The organism is Haloarcula sp. S1AR25-4 (genome assembly GCF_031624555.1).
GTDB lineage: Archaea > Halobacteriota > Halobacteria > Halobacteriales > Haloarculaceae > Haloarcula > Haloarcula pellucida.
The window spans coordinates 1-15,726 of the sequence record NZ_JAMQOR010000010.1; the positions used below are offsets into that span (position 1 = coordinate 1).

Consider the following 15,726-nt stretch of genomic DNA (forward strand, 5'->3'; position numbering starts at 1 on the left):
TGTGAGCAGTGCGGCGACGAGTTCGAAGTGCATCAGAACCGCGCCGACGAGCGTCGATTCTGTTCGCGTGAGTGCGATTTCGAGTTCCATCGCGTCGAGATCGAGTGTGGTCACTGTGAGGACACTTTCGTAGTCACGCGCAGCGAGGCCGATAGCCGGCTGTACTGCTCGGAAGAGTGCCACGCCGCCGCTGTCACCAACACCGACGTCGAGGGAACGTGTCGGCATTGTGGTGAGACCTTCGTCGGTCGCGAAGATCAGCAGTGGTGTTCACAGAATTGCTACGTTGAGGACGCTCGCGAACGGGTAACGCTCACCTGCGAGACTTGTGGTGTCGAATACGAGAAGCCACCCAACAAAGCGGAGCGATCTCGCTACTGCAGTTGGGAGTGTAAGACTCGCGGCCAGCGAAATTATATCGTTAAGGACTGCGAGTACTGCGGCGAGCAGTTCCAGACCGCCAGTTACAACGATAACCGGTTCTGTTCCGCCGACTGTTGGACTGCCCACATGGCGGCCGAGGCTGACGCCGTCGCCAGACGTGAGTGCAAAGGTTGTGGTGTCAAGTTCCAGCCACCGCGGTCCCATCGCGATCAGGAGTTCTGCACCTCGGACTGCTGGCACGAGTACATGCGCAGGGACGAGAGTCGTCCGGGCTCGGTCAGCGCACTGTTGGTGGAGCTCTACGACGAACGAGATCTCAATCACCAGCAGACGTACAAGCGCGTCAACGTCGCGCTGCAGCATGGTGACTACGACGTCCGGTATCTGACCAAAGACGACGTCCGCGAGCGACTCAGAGACCTCGGCGTCTGGCACGAACAGTCCCTGCACTACTACAGTGCTCTCGAAGCCGCGGAGTCAGAGCAAGATGGTCGCGATGAGGAAGAGGACGGCGCCGGCGACGATAGCTGGCGCGAATACTACTCGACCGAGGAGGTGCCGTCTGATGACTGATGGCTCCGTGTTTGGCGGTGACTGCCGGGAGCTCGAGAGATTACACGTGACTGGTCCACAAACCCTTATAACCCCGGCGACAGAAGCGTGGAAGCAAGTAGGACAGAAGCAACTCAGAACTCAACTGCGGAGTAACCCGCTCCGCGACGGGGAAAAGACTTGGCCGGTCGATCCCCGACGCGGAGCCCGTACAACTGGGTTGCTTCGCGGATGGCTTAAGCGTTTGGTCGTCAGCCCGGGCCTCGGGAGCGACCGCGCTATCACGAGCCACGGCGCCCTCGGGCGCCGCTGCAGGCGTGACACTACGAGAATGCAGGATACGCACCGTTCGACCGAGTCGCACAGGACGAGCCGACCAGCAACCCCGAGCATCCGACGCCGATTCAACGCTACCAGCTGTGGTAGCACCGACGATTCTGTTGAAGAAGAAAGGGTGCAGGAGTGTCCCCCCTCCAGCCAACGAACCTCCGGAATCACCGAAACCGCCGGACGTAGCGGGGATAAGGTGGGTGTGAAGACTTCTCTGTTTGCTAAGATGTCTTCAACAACCCCCTACTACCGCTACCACACTAGTGACACAACACACAACACACCACATGCAACTGCTACCAGCCATGTGGTAGCACTGCCAACTCCTGTTGAAAGCCGAGGTGGTCGCCGATGACGGATCGTGTCCAGCTCGGATGGCGCGTTCCCCGAAAATCCTGGGAACGGTTCGTCGAACATGTCGCCGAGAAACACGCCGACCAGTCGCTCTACCTCCGCGTCGAGGCCGAATCGGCCATGATGGAGTTCCTCGACGACGAGGGTCTCTTGACCGAAGCGCAGGATCTCCTTGAGGCCCATACGGACCTCTCTACGCTTTCTTCTTCAACGGACGCTGCTATCATCACCGACCGCTACCAGGGTGGGAACACGAAGCTCGTCACGCACCGCGTGCGTGCGGACCTCAAAGAGCGGTTCAAGAAGTTTGCCGACAAACACGATGCGGCGTCGTACGGCCGTCTCCTGGCCGCTGCGCTGGATACGTACGTCGACGGCGGCGCCGCTCGCCGCCTCCTAAACGACGTGGAGCGCCTCGTCGGCACTGCTACCACCACTGGTAGCACCGACGGTTCTGTTGAAAACGTCGCTTCAACGAGCGCGGATCCTGGTAGCACTGACGAATCTGTTGAAAACACTCTTTCAACGGAAACCAAGAGTGCTACCACGAGTGGTAGCAGGCCGGATCCGATGGTCGTCGCTGACGCCGCCGACGAGATCTGTGACGGCGACGGACCGGGCGATCTCCGGATGTTCCCCGAGGCCGCACTCGAGTCGGCTATCGCATCCGCTGCGGGATCTGACGACGAAGAAACCTACGACCGCTACCGCGACCCCGTCCTCGAGCAATTGAACGCCGGCGAGCATCCCCACACCGACGGCATGTACATCACCGAGTGGGCACGCGAAGAAGAGACGCTGTGGGCCGACCTCGACAAGGCAGAACGACTGATTCTTCTTCGACGGTGGGCCGTCAGAGAAGCGATCGACAACGGCGAACGCCAGAGCGGATTCACGTACACAGACGTCATCGAGCTCTTCGAGAAGTGGGCGAAGGCAGGCCCCTCGCACCAGTACGCCTACGATCTGATGGAGGCCGCAGCTGACGAACCGGGCTTTGAATACGGCAAGCACAGCGTGGGGACGCAGTCACCGAAACTGCTTCTCCGCGTGGACGTCTCGAAGGTAGACCAGTCGATACTGGACTGGATAGACGAGGAGACCGGCCTCGACCGTGACAAAATCGGCGTGGTCGCGGACGTCACCTCGTACAGTGCTGGTAGCAGCCCGCAACAGGAGGGTGCCGCGGATGACTGATCTGGGACTAACCAACACACCGACCGAATCAGCGGGGGTGTTGGTTAGTGGCGACTGACCATCGGTCCAACAGCGAGGGAGACGACGCCGGCGGCGACGCCGAAGGACGATACGACCGCGTCCTGTCGGTGGTCGAGCACAACTCCGGCGATCCGCAGTTACCCGGCTGTCTGCCGCGCGCGGTCTACAAGGTCCTCGTCGGTGACCCGATCGGGACTGGCGACTACAAGCGCGACGACGTCGACGACAGCATCCGCGCCGCCGTGAACGCCGGCGACCTGATCGTCTGGAGAGACCGCAACAGCCACACCCGACTCACCCGGACGCTCGACGATGATCTGCGCGAACTCATCGGCTACGAGAACGAACAGGAGCACTCGACGACAGAGTTGATCGAGCAAGCAGCGCGCCACATCGACGACAAGGAGGCCACAGATGAGTGACTCTTCACGAACCGACGCCGACCGCGTCGTCGAGCGCATCGGCGAGTCGTGCGAACACTGCAGCTGGACGCTGACGATTGAGGAGGTCATCCGTCGCGAGCAAGACCGCGTCGGCCGCAAGCCAACCCCCGAACGCATCCGGTCGAAACTCGGCAGTCTCGGCGAGGGGCACGCCTACTTCAACCGCGGCCATCGGGTCAAGCGACGCATCTCGCTCGAAGAGATCGAGGCCTACGTCGGCACGGAGGGACAGCGATGACGGAACGCTCACTCAGCCCCGGTGATGTCGTCATCGACCGCGAGCAGGCCGACCCCGACGAGGCCGTCGTCGTGAACACACCGCCGGTCGCGAGCAAAGACTGGCACGTCCAGGGGCACGACACGACAGTCGCGCGGGACAACCCCAACTACCCGGCCGACGAGACCGTCGCGATCGTCGTCTATCGCGACACGCTTCGACGCTGTCGGCCGAAGTACGCCGGCTACCAGCATCTCGAACTCGCGCAGCTGGATGCCGACGACGTCTCCTACTACGCGTTCCCGCAGTCCCGTCTCGAGCGCGTCGACACGATCGACCCGACGACCGTCGCTCTAGACGCCATCGACGCGGCGCCGTACCACTCGCGCAACTTCGACGTTGAGGCCAACCGGGCGTTCGTCGACGGCATACGACAGCGAGGCTACCCGCGCCCCATCCCAGTCGTTCGTGACGTCGACGACGGCTACGAGATCGTCAACGGCCACAAGCGCGTGTGGGCCAGTCACATCGCTGGCCTCGACCGCATCCGGGCGCACGTCATCCACATCGACGACTGGGACGCAGCCCAGCGGTTCGCCGCACACCACCTCGACGGCAGTTACAGTCTGGACGAGGGGCGGGTCGCACTCCGCCGGCTTCGCGAGCGCTGGGGTCCGCAGGTGAACGCATTGGACATCGACGACCGCTACCTCTCCGACCGACAGGAGCACTCGACACCAGCATGACCGAGTCCGCCGCGATCGACGACGTGTTGGAGGACCTCCCGCCGAGCGCGAAACTTGTGTACAAGGTCCTTGAAGAGGATGAGCCCCGGACTCAGCAGGAGATCCGGGACGAGTCGTGGCTGTGTGATCGGACTACCCGCTACGCCGTCGACCGCCTGGAGGCGGCCGGCCTGATCACGTCGCGGCCCAACCCCAGCGACGCTCGACAGGAGCTCTATCAGCGCACCGGCTAACCAACACAACCCGCATGACTTCGCCGGTGTTGGTTAGCTCGAAAGAACCGGTATTACTGCTGGTAGATAATCGTTCATCACTGCTGGCGCGCATACGTGCACACAGACTGAGCACTTCTGGTGTTCGCCAACAGACCGCCCGCGTGGGCCGTCTTTTTCCATAGATGAACGTATCAACAGACCGCTTCGACCTCGACCAGCAGGACCGTGACGGAATCGAGGCGTTCGAGGAGTACATCTGGTACAACAGTGAGGTGTGCAGCCACTGTTTCGCCCGGGTCCGAGACGTCGGCCCCGAGTACTCGAACGTTCTCCGGCGGACGAGTGGCACGGAACTGGACGTACCCGACCTCGAGATGACGACGAACGAGTGGTACGAGCGGACGGACCTCGGGTCCCAGGAGTACTGCCCGTGGGACAACACGCGCCGGTTCGGCACCTGCTTCTGTGAGAACTGCGGGAGCGACACGCAACCCGGCCACCACCAGCTGCCGTGGGAGAAGATGAAGGCGTTCGCCGTCAACCTCCACGCCTACATCCGCGACCACACGCCGCTGTCGCTGAGCAAACGTCGCTTCTGCACCGAACTGTCGAAACTGAAAGTCGGCCGTCGGGACACGCAGGGCAAGGAGTCCCAGATCTTCGCCGTGGCGTTCGCCCGTGCCCTGCAGACCACGCCGTCGACGAGCTCCGACGCTGCTGGCGGGAAGACAGCTGCGCTCACTGAGTGACGACACATGGCCACCGCCGACAACCCGCCCCGAGAGCCGTCGGCGTACCGACCGACCTTCCACTTCACGCAGCGCTTTCACGACCGCTACGAGGACGACCGGCCGCCCCGGCATCTGGACGACGAGATCGTTGCGACGTGTATCACTGACGGCGCTGTCACGAAGGCAGACCCCGGCACCGTCTGGTTCCGAGCGACGTTCGGCGGCGTCACCTACCGTCTCGTCGTCGACGTCGACGTCGGAGAAGTCGTGACGGGCTACCCGATCAGCATCAACACGGAGGCGGCACGAGACTCGGGGCGCTGGACGTCGGAGCAGATCGAGGACATCCGCGAGTTCATCGCGACGGATCCTCGTAGCGACGGCTCCCGATGACCCGCTGACTGCCACGTGGCAGCAGGCGAGGGATGGCTGTCTCGTTCTACATCTACCAAACCCCACCCCCAGCTCTTTCCATACCACCACACCCCGTTTCGGCACCAGCCGACAGCACGGTCACGCGTGACCGGGGACCTCACAAATGGCGTACAGACAACCTCATCGCTCGGTGCCTGCCGATGGCACGACGATCTCATGAATGTCCCATGAGTACGATAAACCCGCGGCCATGGTACTGTCCGGACGCGCTAGTCGACGACTACGTGGCCGCACTGCAGGAAGGCGGTGACTTCCGGATGCTCAAGGCCTTCAAAATCCTGCGTGCCACGGTCGTCAACCTCGGCACTGTCGCGATCACGCTGTACGCACTCAGTCTGGGGGCCGATCCGACGCTGGTCGGATCGCTTGGGCTGGCGTTGCTGATGCTCTACAACGGTATCGAGATCGGCGACTACGCGGCCCTCCTCCAGGCCCTCGCGGAAGTGAGCGCCCAGCAGTCTGACGACAACGACGACCCATGAACATGGACCAGGCCAAGCCCCCCAAACCGCCCTCGCTCGGCGAGGCCGTCGGGACGATCGTCATCGTCGGGGTCCTCCTCGTGTGGGGGCGCGCTCAGATCCTCGGGCAGTCACTCGATATGCTCTGGCAGGTCGCGATGCTCGCGATACTGCTGGCGAGCGGCTACGCCGTGTTCGGCCAGCGGGCCATGCAATCCGCCGTCGAGGACGCCCAGGAGATCACCGACAACGACTCCGACGACAGCAACGACGGCACAGACGAGAGTGAGTGATGCCCGGCCCCACCAACGAGAACCTCTACACGGACCGCGACCTCGACGAGGCACTGGACGCAGCTCGCGACCAGGCCGACGCGGCGCCGGACGAGGTGTTCTCCACGGGCTGGATAGAGGGCGTCGAGTTCTTCCACAGATACCTGCAGGAGCGCAACCGACTCGAACATGAGTGACCTACCTGACACCGACGAAGCCCCACGGCTGCGGGAGTTTCTCGAACTCCTCCCGACGTCGACGCCCGACGCCGCTTCCTCGATGGGCGTCCAACCGACGACGGTCGAGGGCTATCGCAACCGGCTAGAGAAACACCACGGCATCGTACTTGAGTACGATCAGGACGAGAACGTCTGGACGCGGGCCGGTGCCGACGTCGTCGACGAAGCTGCAGACGACGATGAGCGTGAGGAACTGTCGGAACGCGAGGCGTACATCTACCGCTCGCTCCCGTCGTCCATCGCCGCCCTCGCCGAAGACCTCGGCGTCGACGAACGCGTGGTCAGGGCACATCTGGACGTCATCGCCGAGAAGGGCTGGTCCCTCGATGGCGACGACGCCGGCAACTACCACGGTCCCGATCAGGACCACCTCCGGAGCAGCGAGCACAAGCAGACACGAACGCGGAAGGCCAACAAGTGGTGGCAGAAGCGCCACGACGAGCTCGTTCACGACTTCGCACAGCTGGAGTGGCCGACGTCGTCCCTCGACGCCTACGCTGGCAACGAGGACTGGGTCACGCACCTGACGGACCTCCACGCCGGCGACCGCATCCGTCGCGACGACGGCGAGGTCGTCTACGAGACCGACATGATCCCGGCGGTCATCGACCACATCACCGAGCGCTCCCTCTCGCTGGCGGACAAGCACGGCTCGTTCTACGACGCTGGCCACCTGCTCTGGGGTGGCGACTTCATCACCAACGAAGGCATCTACGAGGGGCAGTTCGAGCACCTCGACGCGTGGCTGGACGAGCAACACGACATCCTCGTCGCGCCACTCCTGCGGCAGATCAAGGCGTTCGCCGAGCGGTTCCCGACGCTGCAGGTCGTCTGTCAGGTCGGCAACCACGGCCAGCACCGGGCGTCGGGGACGTCCCGGCAGGCCAACGCCGACCTCATCCTCTACAAGCACATCCGCAACGCCGTCGCTGCTATCCGCGAGTACTCCGACGACGACACCCTCGAGAACGTGCAGTTTCTGATCGGCGAGGCGAAGGCGTACCGCAACTTCGACATGCGCGGCGGTGAGGTCCTCGGTCACCTGCGCCATGGCCAGGACCGTCGCCCCCAGGCCGAGACGTCGGCGCGGCAAAACGAGTGGCGTGGGACGCTGATGGACCACGATTTCGATATCGCGTACATGGGTCACCACCACATCTCCGGTCGCATCCCGTGGGATGGCCCGCCCGTTTTCTGTACTGGCAGTCCGAAACCCGCCGGCGAGTTCGTCGAACGACTAGGCGGCCGGCCGACGCGACGCTACCAGGACGTCGCGACGGCCCACGGCGTCTCCGACGAGGGCCTGACGTCGGCGTTCCCCATCGACACGCGAGACTTCGAGCCATGAGCAACTGCCCCAGCTGTGGTAAGGACGCCGTCCGTGTCTCTCCGCAGTCGGTCCCGAAGGCCGGACCACTGCAGTTGGACGGGGCGACGATCCATCGTCACGATGGCGCCGCGTACTACCACCTCTGACCATGACTGACGCCGATACACTCACCAAAGCCGCAGACGCTGCCCACCGACTCGTCGAGGCCGTCGACGAACCGTGGCTGCACCGGCACGCTGCTCGCGACGAGTCGCCACCGGAACTGCCGGGCCCGCGCGACTCCGTCGTCGCGACGACGCTCCAGCGGTTCGTCCCCGATCCCGAGATCTACATCCTGATCGAGGACCGCGAGGCAGAGCGCGAGTGGATCCTCTCCTCAGAGTTCGAACCCGTCCAACCATGACCCGCAGGAGCATCACCGTCGACGCAGAGACCAAAGCCCGTCACGAGGACCTCAAGCGTGAGGACGAGACGTGGGACGAGTTCGAGAACCGTCTGGCCGACGCGCTCGAAACGCTCGAATCGCAAGACGGCAGCGTGAATGCAGATTGTGGTCAGGTCCCCGACGACGTCCTGACCGAGGCCCACCTCTCGGACATCCAGACGCTGACCGAAACGGCCGTCGAGCAGGCGCTCGCCAACGCAACGCGCCGATGACATCAGATTGTGTTCATCCATGACCGACCACGACCTCTCGACAGTCCGCGTCCACGCTTCGGGGCCGACGGCGTCGGTCGAAGTTGACGTGCAGATTATGGACCACGACACGCTCGAGTCCTACCTGGACGGCAAACCCTGCCCGACACTGGATGAGGCGATCGACATGCTCGCCGACCACGTCGAGGGCTTCGACCGCGACGCACTGGGCGATCTACCGGTGCCGATCATCCAGGACCTGCTCGCCCACGTCACACCGGATCCACCGTGTGGGCCGCATCCCGACGACTTAGTCTCGCGCTGACTCATCGCCCCAGTGGCACACGTCACGCTACTGGGGAGCATCGCAACCCAAAACCCTACAACTCCAACCGATGTCTACCACCGCTGACGTCACGATCGCACCGAACGATAAGTATCGCCGCGTCATCGGCCTGTCCTTCGACCCCGAGATGGCTGACGACGTCGACCCCATCGAAGAGTGGACCGACGAGGAACGCGACGCCGCCGACGACTTCCAGGAGCTCGTCGACAATGCTCCCGAACCTGCTGAGTTCGGCGTCGACGAAGACGAGATGAAGACGCTGTCGTGGGACATGATCTCGCCGGCGTCGGACCCTGACCTGCTCGCGAAGATTGCGACGTACTTCGAGGGCATGGAGCCCGACGAGCCGGCCGACTTGCTGTCGGCGAAGTGCCGCCTGCTCGACGTCGACATCTACGTCGACGCACAGGTCGCAGCCCGCGAAGAGCTACGGGACAACTAAACTACATGCCCGACGTTGTCGTCGAACCAGATCCCACGGCCCAACGGCTCCGCGAGTACGTCCGTAACAACCCGGACATCCGCAAGGACGAGTACGATCACTACGACGACCCCATCGAGGGCGCGTGCTACGTGCTGGCCGAAGCGTACTTCCACGCCATGGGTGGCGACACGGACAGCGACCTCGACGTCTACCGGCTCGACTGGGGCGACGTCTACGACGACGCCGGCGGCGCCCACTGGTTCCTCCGTCGCGACGACACTATCGTCGATCTCTCGCTGCCGACGCCGGCGCACGGCGACGACGTCCCGTGGGATGTCGCCCAACATCGAGCGTTCATCACTGGCTACACACCCTCAAACAGGACTCAGCGCGTCCTCACAGCGCTGGAGCTTACGGACTAGAAACAAACAACCCCATGGACCAGACCGAAGACGACCTCGTTGGGCACCCCATCGACGACGTCCCAAAGCGCCAGCCGGGCGACGACTGCAACGCGAGGCGAACCGATGACGGCCGGTTTGTCGGCTACTGCAACCGGACGGCTGGCTGGGGGACCGACGGCGACGGCGGCCGCTGCTCAACTCACGGCGGCTCCGACGACTCCGGTGCTCCGGAGGGCAACGACAACGCCGAGGGTGACGGCGCTCCCGAGGACAACACGAACGCCGTCACGCACGCCCTGTACGTCGAACACAACCGCTTCTACCAGAAGGTCATCACCGACGGACTGCGCGACCTCTGTGACGATATCTTCGAGGGATACGTCCGGAAGTACCGCGAAGTCAACGGCGAGCCCGTCGCCGGTGAGAAGGCCCGCCTCTCAGAGATCGCCGTCAACCAGATCAAGATCATCCACTCGGACAACTGGGCGGTCGACAAACCCGATGATCTCGAGTCCGGTAACGCGTTCGTCGACAAAGAGACGCGCATCAAGACGACCGAACACGCGGCTCGCGAAGAGGACCGCTACACCGAGTCGGTCGTCGTGAAGACCCAGCAGCGACTCCGGAAGGAGGACCGGAAGTGGCTCAAGGAGATGGGGCTGCTCGGGCCGGACATCGACGTCGCCGTCGACGGCGAGGTTGACCACACCCACGAGCACGGCCTCGACGAAAGTACGCAAGAAGTCATCGAGGATCTCTCTGAGAACCTTCGCGCATGAACACACTCGGGTACCACATCCTCGCTCGGCTGACGGCGCCGGCGTCGACGTCGCCGGACCAGAAAGCGGAGTTCGGGCGCTACGAGAACCAGGCGCCCGACTACGCCCGATCGCAGTACATGCCCGACCTCGTCACCGACCACTTACCCGAGGTCGTCCGCCGTGAGTTCGCCCTCGACCCGCCGGCGACACCCGACGACGTCGACCGGATCACGCCCGACGACTACCGGGCGTTCTGGCTCGACCACGTCGAGCGCGAGCCGTGGGACATCTACACGATCGCCGAGGACATGGCGGCGCGGTTCGACATCAACCGCGGCTGGGCGTTCAAGACGGCGCGCCAACACCTCAACCAACTCGTCCTGCAGGCCCGGATGCGCGGCTATCGCGAGGAGCGCCTCGCCGGCCGACGCTTCCGCTGGGGTGGGCCCGAAGCGGACCACCCGGCCTGCCAGTGGATCCGGTCGCAGATCCCCGACGAGGGCGTGCCGTATCACGACCTCGTCGACCTGATGCAGACGGCCAAACACCGATTCGTCGAGGACCCGCCGTCGAGCGTCCACGTCGTCCACGACTGGTGCCGCCACGAGATACGGGAGGTGCAGTGACGATGCCGCTGTGTGCCCGATGCAAATCGGCGGCGCTACGAACAGTCAACGGCGAGTCACGTGGCGGCGAGCGCGACGAGTCGCTTGCACCTGGCCTTGACGCCGGCGAGACATGCGACGAATGCGGCCTGCAGGAGGACACGTAGATGTCGACCAGTACCGCCTCCAGTGACCCGACCGACAAGTGGACCCGCGTGCTCTCGGATCCGGCGGCGACGAAACAGTGGCTGCCGGCGTTCTCGATCGATCACCTCGGGACCGAGGGCATCCTCGCACCGCCCGAGCATCTGCTCGACTGGTACCAGTCCGTCCATGACGCCGTCACGGATGCGGAGACGCCGAAGAACCAGGCACTGTTCGCGCCACGCAACTACGGCAAGACCGTCAGCACTATCGAGGTCGTGCCGGCGTGGCTGGCGGTCAACTGGCCGGACGTCCGGATGGCCATCGTCTCGCACAAGAAAAAGCACGCCAACAAGCGGGCGAAGACGGCGGTCGCGGCCATCGAAGAGGCGTGCGAGCGCTACAACGTCCCAGTCTACGACGAGTCGAAGACGACGATCCAGCTCGAGGCCGGCCGGACCAACATCGAGCCGACGCTCGAACCCCTGTCCATCCGGACGTCGGACACGGGGTCGCACTTCGACGTCATCATCTACGACGACATCGCGACGCTGACCAACCAGACGACGGCACTCCGTGAGACGATCTCGGAGAACTTCGAGGAGTTCGTCGACAACGTCGCCGCCAAACGCGGTGCGACCTGCCTGCCGCACAAGAGCGTCAACATCGTTATCGGGACGCGCAAGACGCCGGAGGACGTCTACCGCGAGCAGATCCTCGCGACCAACACGCCCGAGTGGGACGGCCACATCGCCCGTGGCGTCTCCCAGCCGGGCTGGTCGGCGCGCGTCTGGCGAGCGACGCCGGACTGGCACGTCATCGAGAACGAGGAGTACGTCGTCCACGCGACCGACGGCAACGTCTACCCGACGCTCCGGGACGTCCCCGACGACGTCGACATCATCGACGACGGCATCCGGCCCGCTGACGACACGCAGTTCCGAACGCTATGGCCGGACTTCGAGCGGCCCGAGACGCTGCTCACGAAGGTCGTCTCGAAGGCTGGTGACACGGGGCTGTGGCAGGCCGAGAACCAGCAGAACCCCGAAGCCGCTGTCGGGCGCGTGCTGGATCTGGACTGGCTCCGCTTCGTCGACCCGATCCCGCGCGACGACTGGGACGCCTACGAGTGGTACGCGGGTCTGGACTTCGCGAACCCGGACAACCTCGCAGCGAGCGAGCGTGGGGAGTCGGACTACTGGGCGCTGGCGGTGTACGCCTACGACCGCGACCTCGACCAGGAGTACGCCATCGACGTCTGGCGCGATCGGGGCTACATGTGGGAGGAGGCGGCGACGGACTTCGTCGACGTCCACCTCGCAGACTACCCGGTCGGCGAGCTGCTTGTTGAGTCCAACTTCGAGGGCGACGAGATCGCCGAGGTCGTTGCCGACAACGTCGACGTCCACGTGACGCCGACGGCCTCGGACGGCGAGAAGGAGCAGCGTCTGCACCGGCTGGCCAACCGCTTCCAGCAGGGCAACATCAAGGTCGCGAGCGAGGAGAACGAGCGCTGGGAGTCGTTCATCCGCGAGGAGTGGCTGCCGTTCCCCGACGCCAGTCACGACGACCGCTTCGACGCGCTCGAAATCGCATCGCGTGGCCCGGACGGCTCGGTCGACCACGTCACGGACGACGAGTTCGAACATCTCGACTTTTAACACATGGCTGACAACACCCCACGCACGACGAAGCTCGGCGAGGATGAGGACGGAGAGTTGGTCGCGATCGACTGGCCAGACGGCAACGTCGACCAGTCACTCGCGGCCCAAATCGAGTCGACACCGCAGACGCAGGAGGGCCACTCCGGCGAACACGCCGGCGAGACGGGTCCTGTGCCACGGGCCGCCTCGCACTCTGGCGTGTTCGGTAGTGTCGACCTACGGAGCTTCTCGCTCAACTCGACGGAGCTGTCGACGACGATCAAGCGGTTCCGCGACGAGATGTACCGCAACCAGTTTCCGGCGCTGGTGCCGGCGTTCACCGACCGCTGTCTCGAGTGCGGGACCGAGTTCGACGAGGAGCGTGACACGTGTGCGGTCTGTGGCCACTCGGAGTTCGAGGGGCCGTCGCGTGAGCAAAAGCACTGGCTGGCGTCGTTCGTCGAGTCGGTCAACGCCGAGGGGCAGTCCCTCGCCGGCCTGATGAAGTACGAAGAGGACTTCCAGAGCTATCGCGGCGTCTCGACGATCCTCGTCCGTCTCAAGTACCAGCAAGTCACCGAGGACGTCGCCGTCGCCGACCGCACTATCCAGTCGACGACGCGCTGGGAGCCAACGGCGCTGAAAGAGCTCGTACACGCTAACCCAACGCGCATCTTGCCGGTCCTCGACGAACACAACCGCCACGGTGGCTGGTGGACGTGCCCCGCGCATCGCGACCAGTACTGGGAGGCCAAGGCGCTCACCTTCGAGGGCGACGCCAACCGCCCGACAGAGGTCTGCCCGCACTGCCAGTCCCAACTCGCAGAGGTCGGCTACGTCGAGACGGAACCGGGGTCGACGCGCGATATCCGCACGCTGTTTCTCACGCATGAGGTCATCGACTGGGCTCGACACTTCCCGATTCGCAACGGCCTCGACGGTCGGTCGCCGATACGACCTCTCGTCAAGCTGCAGGCCATTCTGCAGTGGTCGCGCAACTACGACCTGCAGTACCTCTCTCCGCAGAACGACCAGCAGTTGCCGGACAAGTTCCTCGTGGCCTACGGGAAGAACGTCACCTCAAGCTTGCGAGCCTCGCTCAAAGAGGAGGAGAGCAACAACCCCTGGGAGCAGGGACGCCTCATGTACGAAGGCAATCCGGACGACGTCGATATCGAGTTGCTGGACCTGTCGGCGTCGTCGGGACTGAACGGCCGCGAGCCGATGGTCGAGCGCCTCATGTCGCAGATCCGGGCGATGTTCGGGCTGACGGACGCCTTCGAAAACGAACTCTCCGACGCCGGCGGGCTCAACGCGGAGGGCACACAGGTCGAGATCACGAACTCGGCGGTCGCCGCCGCCCACCAGGACACGAAGGACAAGGCACTGGACAAGCTCTGCCGGATCATCGCGATGGTCCAGGGCCACTGCGACTGGGAGCTGGCCTACGTCGATCCCGAGAGCGAGGAGTCGGCACTCTCGCCGCTGGAGGTGCTGCAGGGCGTCGAACTGGCCCAGCAGACTGGTACGCGCGTCACCGTCGAGGACGGCCAACTCCATATCCCCGACCAGGAGATCGACCCGACGGAGATGGGCGCAGCGACACCCGACGACCCGGCGGCCGAGCCGCCACCCGAAGACGGACGCGAGCCAGCCGCCGGCAACCAGACCGCCGGCGCTGGCACACCCGACCGTACCGACGCCGCAACCACTCCCGATCCCGATTCGCAACCTGACCGATGACCATGTCACGCTCGAAACACACCGGCGCGCAGACGATCGACCCGACAACTACCGGTGCCATCACCGGCACGCAACTGGAGAAGCGCAAGCAGCGCCGCGTCACGCTTCGGACGACCGAGGCCGACGCGATCACCACCGACCCGACGATCACGCTCGAGGCGAGCGTCGACGGCGACACGTGGATAGCCGTCGACAGCGCGACTGGTACCGAGATCACGCTGACGAACCCGATCCCCGACGCCTACGTCCGGGCGAACGTCACGAGTGCCGCGGACGCCGGCACGCTCACGATGTGGATCGCCGCGCTGTAGGAACTCCTCCATGCCTATTCAAGTACTCAACCAGCCAGTCGGTGGTCAGCCGACCGCCAACGTCGGCGACACGGTCGACGCCAGCGGCCCGATCAAGGACCGCCGGCTGACTCGCGACGACGTCCCTGACGAGTGGGAGGAGCCGATCTTCGACGCCGAGAACTTCATCATCGAGGGTCCGGCATCGGTCGAGATCGTCGACCGAACGGGTCAGCAGGTCCAGATGGACGCCGTCTCGGACGCCCTCGAGCGCTACATGGAGTCCGAGCGCGAGCCAGGCATCATCTCCGACAAGCACGACGACGTCCCGATCGGCATCCCACTCTGGGAGTGGATCTCCGACGGCGGCACGATCTACGAAACAACCGTCACCGACAACGAGTTCGTTCTCGTCGCGAACATCGGCAACGAAACGACGATGAGCAAGCTGGCGCGGATGCGCTGCCTCAACGGCGACTACGGCGGGTACAGTGTGACAGTGTACTCCAACCAGGAGCACACGAAACCCGACGGGACACGCGTCACGGTCAACTGTGACCTGCACGCAGTCACGCTCGGCGACGAAGAACTCGTCGTCAACCCGGCGGCCGACTTCGACGTCGTGGACTTCAAACTTGGCAGCCAACTGGAGGCGGCGATTCATCGGCGGCTGCGCCGGCGTCAGAGTCTCGTCGGGCAGGTCGAACAGAAGCTCGCGACCGACGACGGCAGCGACGCTGAGTCTTCGTCGCTGTCGGACTGCGTGCTCGCGAAGCTACAGAACGACTAGGACTGATCCCCGA

The 15,726-nt window shown here is 64.3% G+C and carries 25 protein-coding genes; 24 read left to right on the forward strand and 1 reads right to left on the reverse strand.

The features are described from left to right. On the reverse strand, positions 1-228 hold a 228-nt coding region (locus NDI85_RS21080), incomplete at its 3' end, for a hypothetical protein (RefSeq protein WP_310916923.1). Between the two features lie 282 nt (positions 229-510). Here NDI85_RS21080 and NDI85_RS21085 point away from each other — a divergent pair. From NDI85_RS21085 to NDI85_RS21200, 24 genes are all read left to right on the forward strand, one after another. Beyond that, positions 511-957, forward strand: a complete 447-nt coding sequence (locus tag NDI85_RS21085) for a hypothetical protein (RefSeq protein ID WP_310916924.1) — start codon at positions 511-513, stop codon at positions 955-957. Positions 958-1,743: 786 nt separating this feature from the next. Then, a complete protein-coding gene (locus NDI85_RS21090) occupies positions 1,744-2,817 on the forward strand; it encodes a hypothetical protein (RefSeq protein WP_310916925.1) in 1,074 nt (357 codons plus the stop codon). A gap of 47 nt (positions 2,818-2,864) precedes the next feature. Next, positions 2,865-3,260 (forward strand): hypothetical protein, encoded by a 396-nt coding sequence (locus NDI85_RS21095; RefSeq protein WP_310916926.1) that lies wholly within the window; start codon positions 2,865-2,867, stop codon positions 3,258-3,260. After that, positions 3,253-3,519 (forward strand): hypothetical protein, encoded by a 267-nt coding sequence (locus tag NDI85_RS21100; protein WP_310916927.1) that lies wholly within the window; start codon positions 3,253-3,255, stop codon positions 3,517-3,519. Before NDI85_RS21095 ends, NDI85_RS21100 begins: the two co-directional genes overlap by 8 nt. Continuing rightward, a complete protein-coding gene (locus NDI85_RS21105) occupies positions 3,516-4,244 on the forward strand; it encodes a ParB N-terminal domain-containing protein (RefSeq protein WP_310916928.1) in 729 nt (242 codons plus the stop codon). Before NDI85_RS21100 ends, NDI85_RS21105 begins: the two co-directional genes overlap by 4 nt. Further along, positions 4,241-4,477, forward strand: a complete 237-nt coding sequence (locus tag NDI85_RS21110; RefSeq protein WP_189002057.1) for a helix-turn-helix domain-containing protein — start codon at positions 4,241-4,243, stop codon at positions 4,475-4,477. Before NDI85_RS21105 ends, NDI85_RS21110 begins: the two co-directional genes overlap by 4 nt. Positions 4,478-4,641: 164 nt before the next feature. Next, a complete protein-coding gene (locus NDI85_RS21115) occupies positions 4,642-5,208 on the forward strand; it encodes a hypothetical protein (RefSeq protein WP_310916929.1) in 567 nt (188 codons plus the stop codon). A gap of 6 nt (positions 5,209-5,214) precedes the next feature. Beyond that, complete coding sequence (locus NDI85_RS21120; RefSeq protein WP_310916930.1) at positions 5,215-5,583, forward strand: hypothetical protein; 369 nt, start codon at positions 5,215-5,217, stop codon at positions 5,581-5,583. 209 nt (positions 5,584-5,792) lie between these two features. Next, positions 5,793-6,107, forward strand: a complete 315-nt coding sequence (locus NDI85_RS21125; RefSeq protein WP_189002053.1) for a hypothetical protein — start codon at positions 5,793-5,795, stop codon at positions 6,105-6,107. Further along, positions 6,104-6,379 carry a hypothetical protein gene (locus tag NDI85_RS21130; RefSeq protein WP_310916931.1) on the forward strand — a complete coding sequence of 92 codons (276 nt, stop codon included), beginning with the start codon at positions 6,104-6,106 and terminating at the stop codon, positions 6,377-6,379. Before NDI85_RS21125 ends, NDI85_RS21130 begins: the two co-directional genes overlap by 4 nt. Next, positions 6,379-6,555 carry a hypothetical protein gene (locus NDI85_RS21135; RefSeq protein WP_310916932.1) on the forward strand — a complete coding sequence of 59 codons (177 nt, stop codon included), beginning with the start codon at positions 6,379-6,381 and terminating at the stop codon, positions 6,553-6,555. The genes NDI85_RS21130 and NDI85_RS21135 overlap by 1 nt, the downstream gene beginning before the upstream one ends. Further along, a complete protein-coding gene (locus tag NDI85_RS21140; RefSeq protein WP_310916933.1) occupies positions 6,548-7,945 on the forward strand; it encodes a hypothetical protein in 1,398 nt (465 codons plus the stop codon). The genes NDI85_RS21135 and NDI85_RS21140 overlap by 8 nt, the downstream gene beginning before the upstream one ends. Further along, positions 7,942-8,073: a hypothetical protein gene (locus NDI85_RS21145; RefSeq protein ID WP_310916934.1), complete on the forward strand. Its 132-nt coding sequence runs from the start codon at positions 7,942-7,944 to the stop codon at positions 8,071-8,073. The genes NDI85_RS21140 and NDI85_RS21145 overlap by 4 nt, the downstream gene beginning before the upstream one ends. 2 nt (positions 8,074-8,075) lie before the next feature. Next, positions 8,076-8,330 (forward strand): hypothetical protein, encoded by a 255-nt coding sequence (locus tag NDI85_RS21150; RefSeq protein ID WP_310916935.1) that lies wholly within the window; start codon positions 8,076-8,078, stop codon positions 8,328-8,330. Beyond that, on the forward strand, positions 8,327-8,584 hold the full coding sequence (locus NDI85_RS21155; protein ID WP_310916936.1) for a hypothetical protein: 258 nt from the start codon (positions 8,327-8,329) through the stop codon (positions 8,582-8,584). Before NDI85_RS21150 ends, NDI85_RS21155 begins: the two co-directional genes overlap by 4 nt. Before the next feature lie 19 nt (positions 8,585-8,603). Next, complete coding sequence (locus NDI85_RS21160; RefSeq protein ID WP_310916937.1) at positions 8,604-8,888, forward strand: hypothetical protein; 285 nt, start codon at positions 8,604-8,606, stop codon at positions 8,886-8,888. Positions 8,889-8,958: 70 nt separating this feature from the next. Next, a complete protein-coding gene (locus NDI85_RS21165) occupies positions 8,959-9,351 on the forward strand; it encodes a hypothetical protein (RefSeq protein ID WP_310916938.1) in 393 nt (130 codons plus the stop codon). A gap of 5 nt (positions 9,352-9,356) precedes the next feature. Next, complete coding sequence (locus NDI85_RS21170; RefSeq protein WP_310916939.1) at positions 9,357-9,755, forward strand: hypothetical protein; 399 nt, start codon at positions 9,357-9,359, stop codon at positions 9,753-9,755. A 14-nt stretch (positions 9,756-9,769) separates the two neighbouring features. Then, a complete protein-coding gene (locus NDI85_RS21175; protein WP_310916940.1) occupies positions 9,770-10,516 on the forward strand; it encodes a hypothetical protein in 747 nt (248 codons plus the stop codon). Continuing rightward, positions 10,513-11,124, forward strand: a complete 612-nt coding sequence (locus NDI85_RS21180; RefSeq protein ID WP_310916941.1) for a hypothetical protein — start codon at positions 10,513-10,515, stop codon at positions 11,122-11,124. The genes NDI85_RS21175 and NDI85_RS21180 overlap by 4 nt, the downstream gene beginning before the upstream one ends. Before the next feature lie 146 nt (positions 11,125-11,270). Next, positions 11,271-12,908 carry a hypothetical protein gene (locus tag NDI85_RS21185; RefSeq protein ID WP_310916942.1) on the forward strand — a complete coding sequence of 546 codons (1,638 nt, stop codon included), beginning with the start codon at positions 11,271-11,273 and terminating at the stop codon, positions 12,906-12,908. Positions 12,909-12,911: 3 nt separating this feature from the next. Further along, positions 12,912-14,633 (forward strand): hypothetical protein, encoded by a 1,722-nt coding sequence (locus tag NDI85_RS21190; protein WP_310916943.1) that lies wholly within the window; start codon positions 12,912-12,914, stop codon positions 14,631-14,633. Positions 14,634-14,635: 2 nt separating this feature from the next. Beyond that, the gene (locus NDI85_RS21195; RefSeq protein WP_310916944.1) at positions 14,636-14,944 is read left to right on the forward strand and encodes a hypothetical protein; all 309 of its coding nucleotides are present in this window, start codon (positions 14,636-14,638) and stop codon (positions 14,942-14,944) included. A gap of 10 nt (positions 14,945-14,954) precedes the next feature. Beyond that, entirely contained in the window at positions 14,955-15,713 is a 759-nt protein-coding gene (locus NDI85_RS21200) for a hypothetical protein (RefSeq protein ID WP_310916945.1), read from the forward strand. The last annotated feature ends 13 nt before the right edge of the window (positions 15,714-15,726 follow it).

What these genes read in the sequence shown, in the direction of transcription:
- NDI85_RS21090 (WP_310916925.1), top strand. Translation starts at nt 1,744, where the DNA reads ATGGAGTTCCTCGACGACGAGGGTCTCTTGACCGAAGCGCAGGATCTC.
- NDI85_RS21185 (WP_310916942.1), top strand. Translation starts at nt 11,271, where the DNA reads ATGTCGACCAGTACCGCCTCCAGTGACCCGACCGACAAGTGGACCCGC.
- NDI85_RS21105 (WP_310916928.1), top strand. Translation starts at nt 3,516, where the DNA reads ATGACGGAACGCTCACTCAGCCCCGGTGATGTCGTCATCGACCGCGAG.
- NDI85_RS21165 (WP_310916938.1), top strand. Translation starts at nt 8,959, where the DNA reads ATGTCTACCACCGCTGACGTCACGATCGCACCGAACGATAAGTATCGC.
- NDI85_RS21160 (WP_310916937.1), top strand. Translation starts at nt 8,604, where the DNA reads ATGACCGACCACGACCTCTCGACAGTCCGCGTCCACGCTTCGGGGCCG.
- NDI85_RS21190 (WP_310916943.1), top strand. Translation starts at nt 12,912, where the DNA reads ATGGCTGACAACACCCCACGCACGACGAAGCTCGGCGAGGATGAGGAC.
- NDI85_RS21195 (WP_310916944.1), top strand. Translation starts at nt 14,636, where the DNA reads ATGTCACGCTCGAAACACACCGGCGCGCAGACGATCGACCCGACAACT.
- NDI85_RS21130 (WP_310916931.1), top strand. Translation starts at nt 6,104, where the DNA reads ATGAACATGGACCAGGCCAAGCCCCCCAAACCGCCCTCGCTCGGCGAG.
- NDI85_RS21200 (WP_310916945.1), top strand. Translation starts at nt 14,955, where the DNA reads ATGCCTATTCAAGTACTCAACCAGCCAGTCGGTGGTCAGCCGACCGCC.
- NDI85_RS21110 (WP_189002057.1), top strand. Translation starts at nt 4,241, where the DNA reads ATGACCGAGTCCGCCGCGATCGACGACGTGTTGGAGGACCTCCCGCCG.
- NDI85_RS21115 (WP_310916929.1), top strand. Translation starts at nt 4,642, where the DNA reads ATGAACGTATCAACAGACCGCTTCGACCTCGACCAGCAGGACCGTGAC.
- NDI85_RS21100 (WP_310916927.1), top strand. Translation starts at nt 3,253, where the DNA reads ATGAGTGACTCTTCACGAACCGACGCCGACCGCGTCGTCGAGCGCATC.
- NDI85_RS21140 (WP_310916933.1), top strand. Translation starts at nt 6,548, where the DNA reads ATGAGTGACCTACCTGACACCGACGAAGCCCCACGGCTGCGGGAGTTT.
- NDI85_RS21150 (WP_310916935.1), top strand. Translation starts at nt 8,076, where the DNA reads ATGACTGACGCCGATACACTCACCAAAGCCGCAGACGCTGCCCACCGA.
- NDI85_RS21120 (WP_310916930.1), top strand. Translation starts at nt 5,215, where the DNA reads ATGGCCACCGCCGACAACCCGCCCCGAGAGCCGTCGGCGTACCGACCG.
- NDI85_RS21135 (WP_310916932.1), top strand. Translation starts at nt 6,379, where the DNA reads ATGCCCGGCCCCACCAACGAGAACCTCTACACGGACCGCGACCTCGAC.
- NDI85_RS21170 (WP_310916939.1), top strand. Translation starts at nt 9,357, where the DNA reads ATGCCCGACGTTGTCGTCGAACCAGATCCCACGGCCCAACGGCTCCGC.
- NDI85_RS21175 (WP_310916940.1), top strand. Translation starts at nt 9,770, where the DNA reads ATGGACCAGACCGAAGACGACCTCGTTGGGCACCCCATCGACGACGTC.
- NDI85_RS21125 (WP_189002053.1), top strand. Translation starts at nt 5,793, where the DNA reads ATGAGTACGATAAACCCGCGGCCATGGTACTGTCCGGACGCGCTAGTC.
- NDI85_RS21085 (WP_310916924.1), top strand. Translation starts at nt 511, where the DNA reads ATGGCGGCCGAGGCTGACGCCGTCGCCAGACGTGAGTGCAAAGGTTGT.
- NDI85_RS21180 (WP_310916941.1), top strand. Translation starts at nt 10,513, where the DNA reads ATGAACACACTCGGGTACCACATCCTCGCTCGGCTGACGGCGCCGGCG.
- NDI85_RS21145 (WP_310916934.1), top strand. Translation starts at nt 7,942, where the DNA reads ATGAGCAACTGCCCCAGCTGTGGTAAGGACGCCGTCCGTGTCTCTCCG.
- NDI85_RS21155 (WP_310916936.1), top strand. Translation starts at nt 8,327, where the DNA reads ATGACCCGCAGGAGCATCACCGTCGACGCAGAGACCAAAGCCCGTCAC.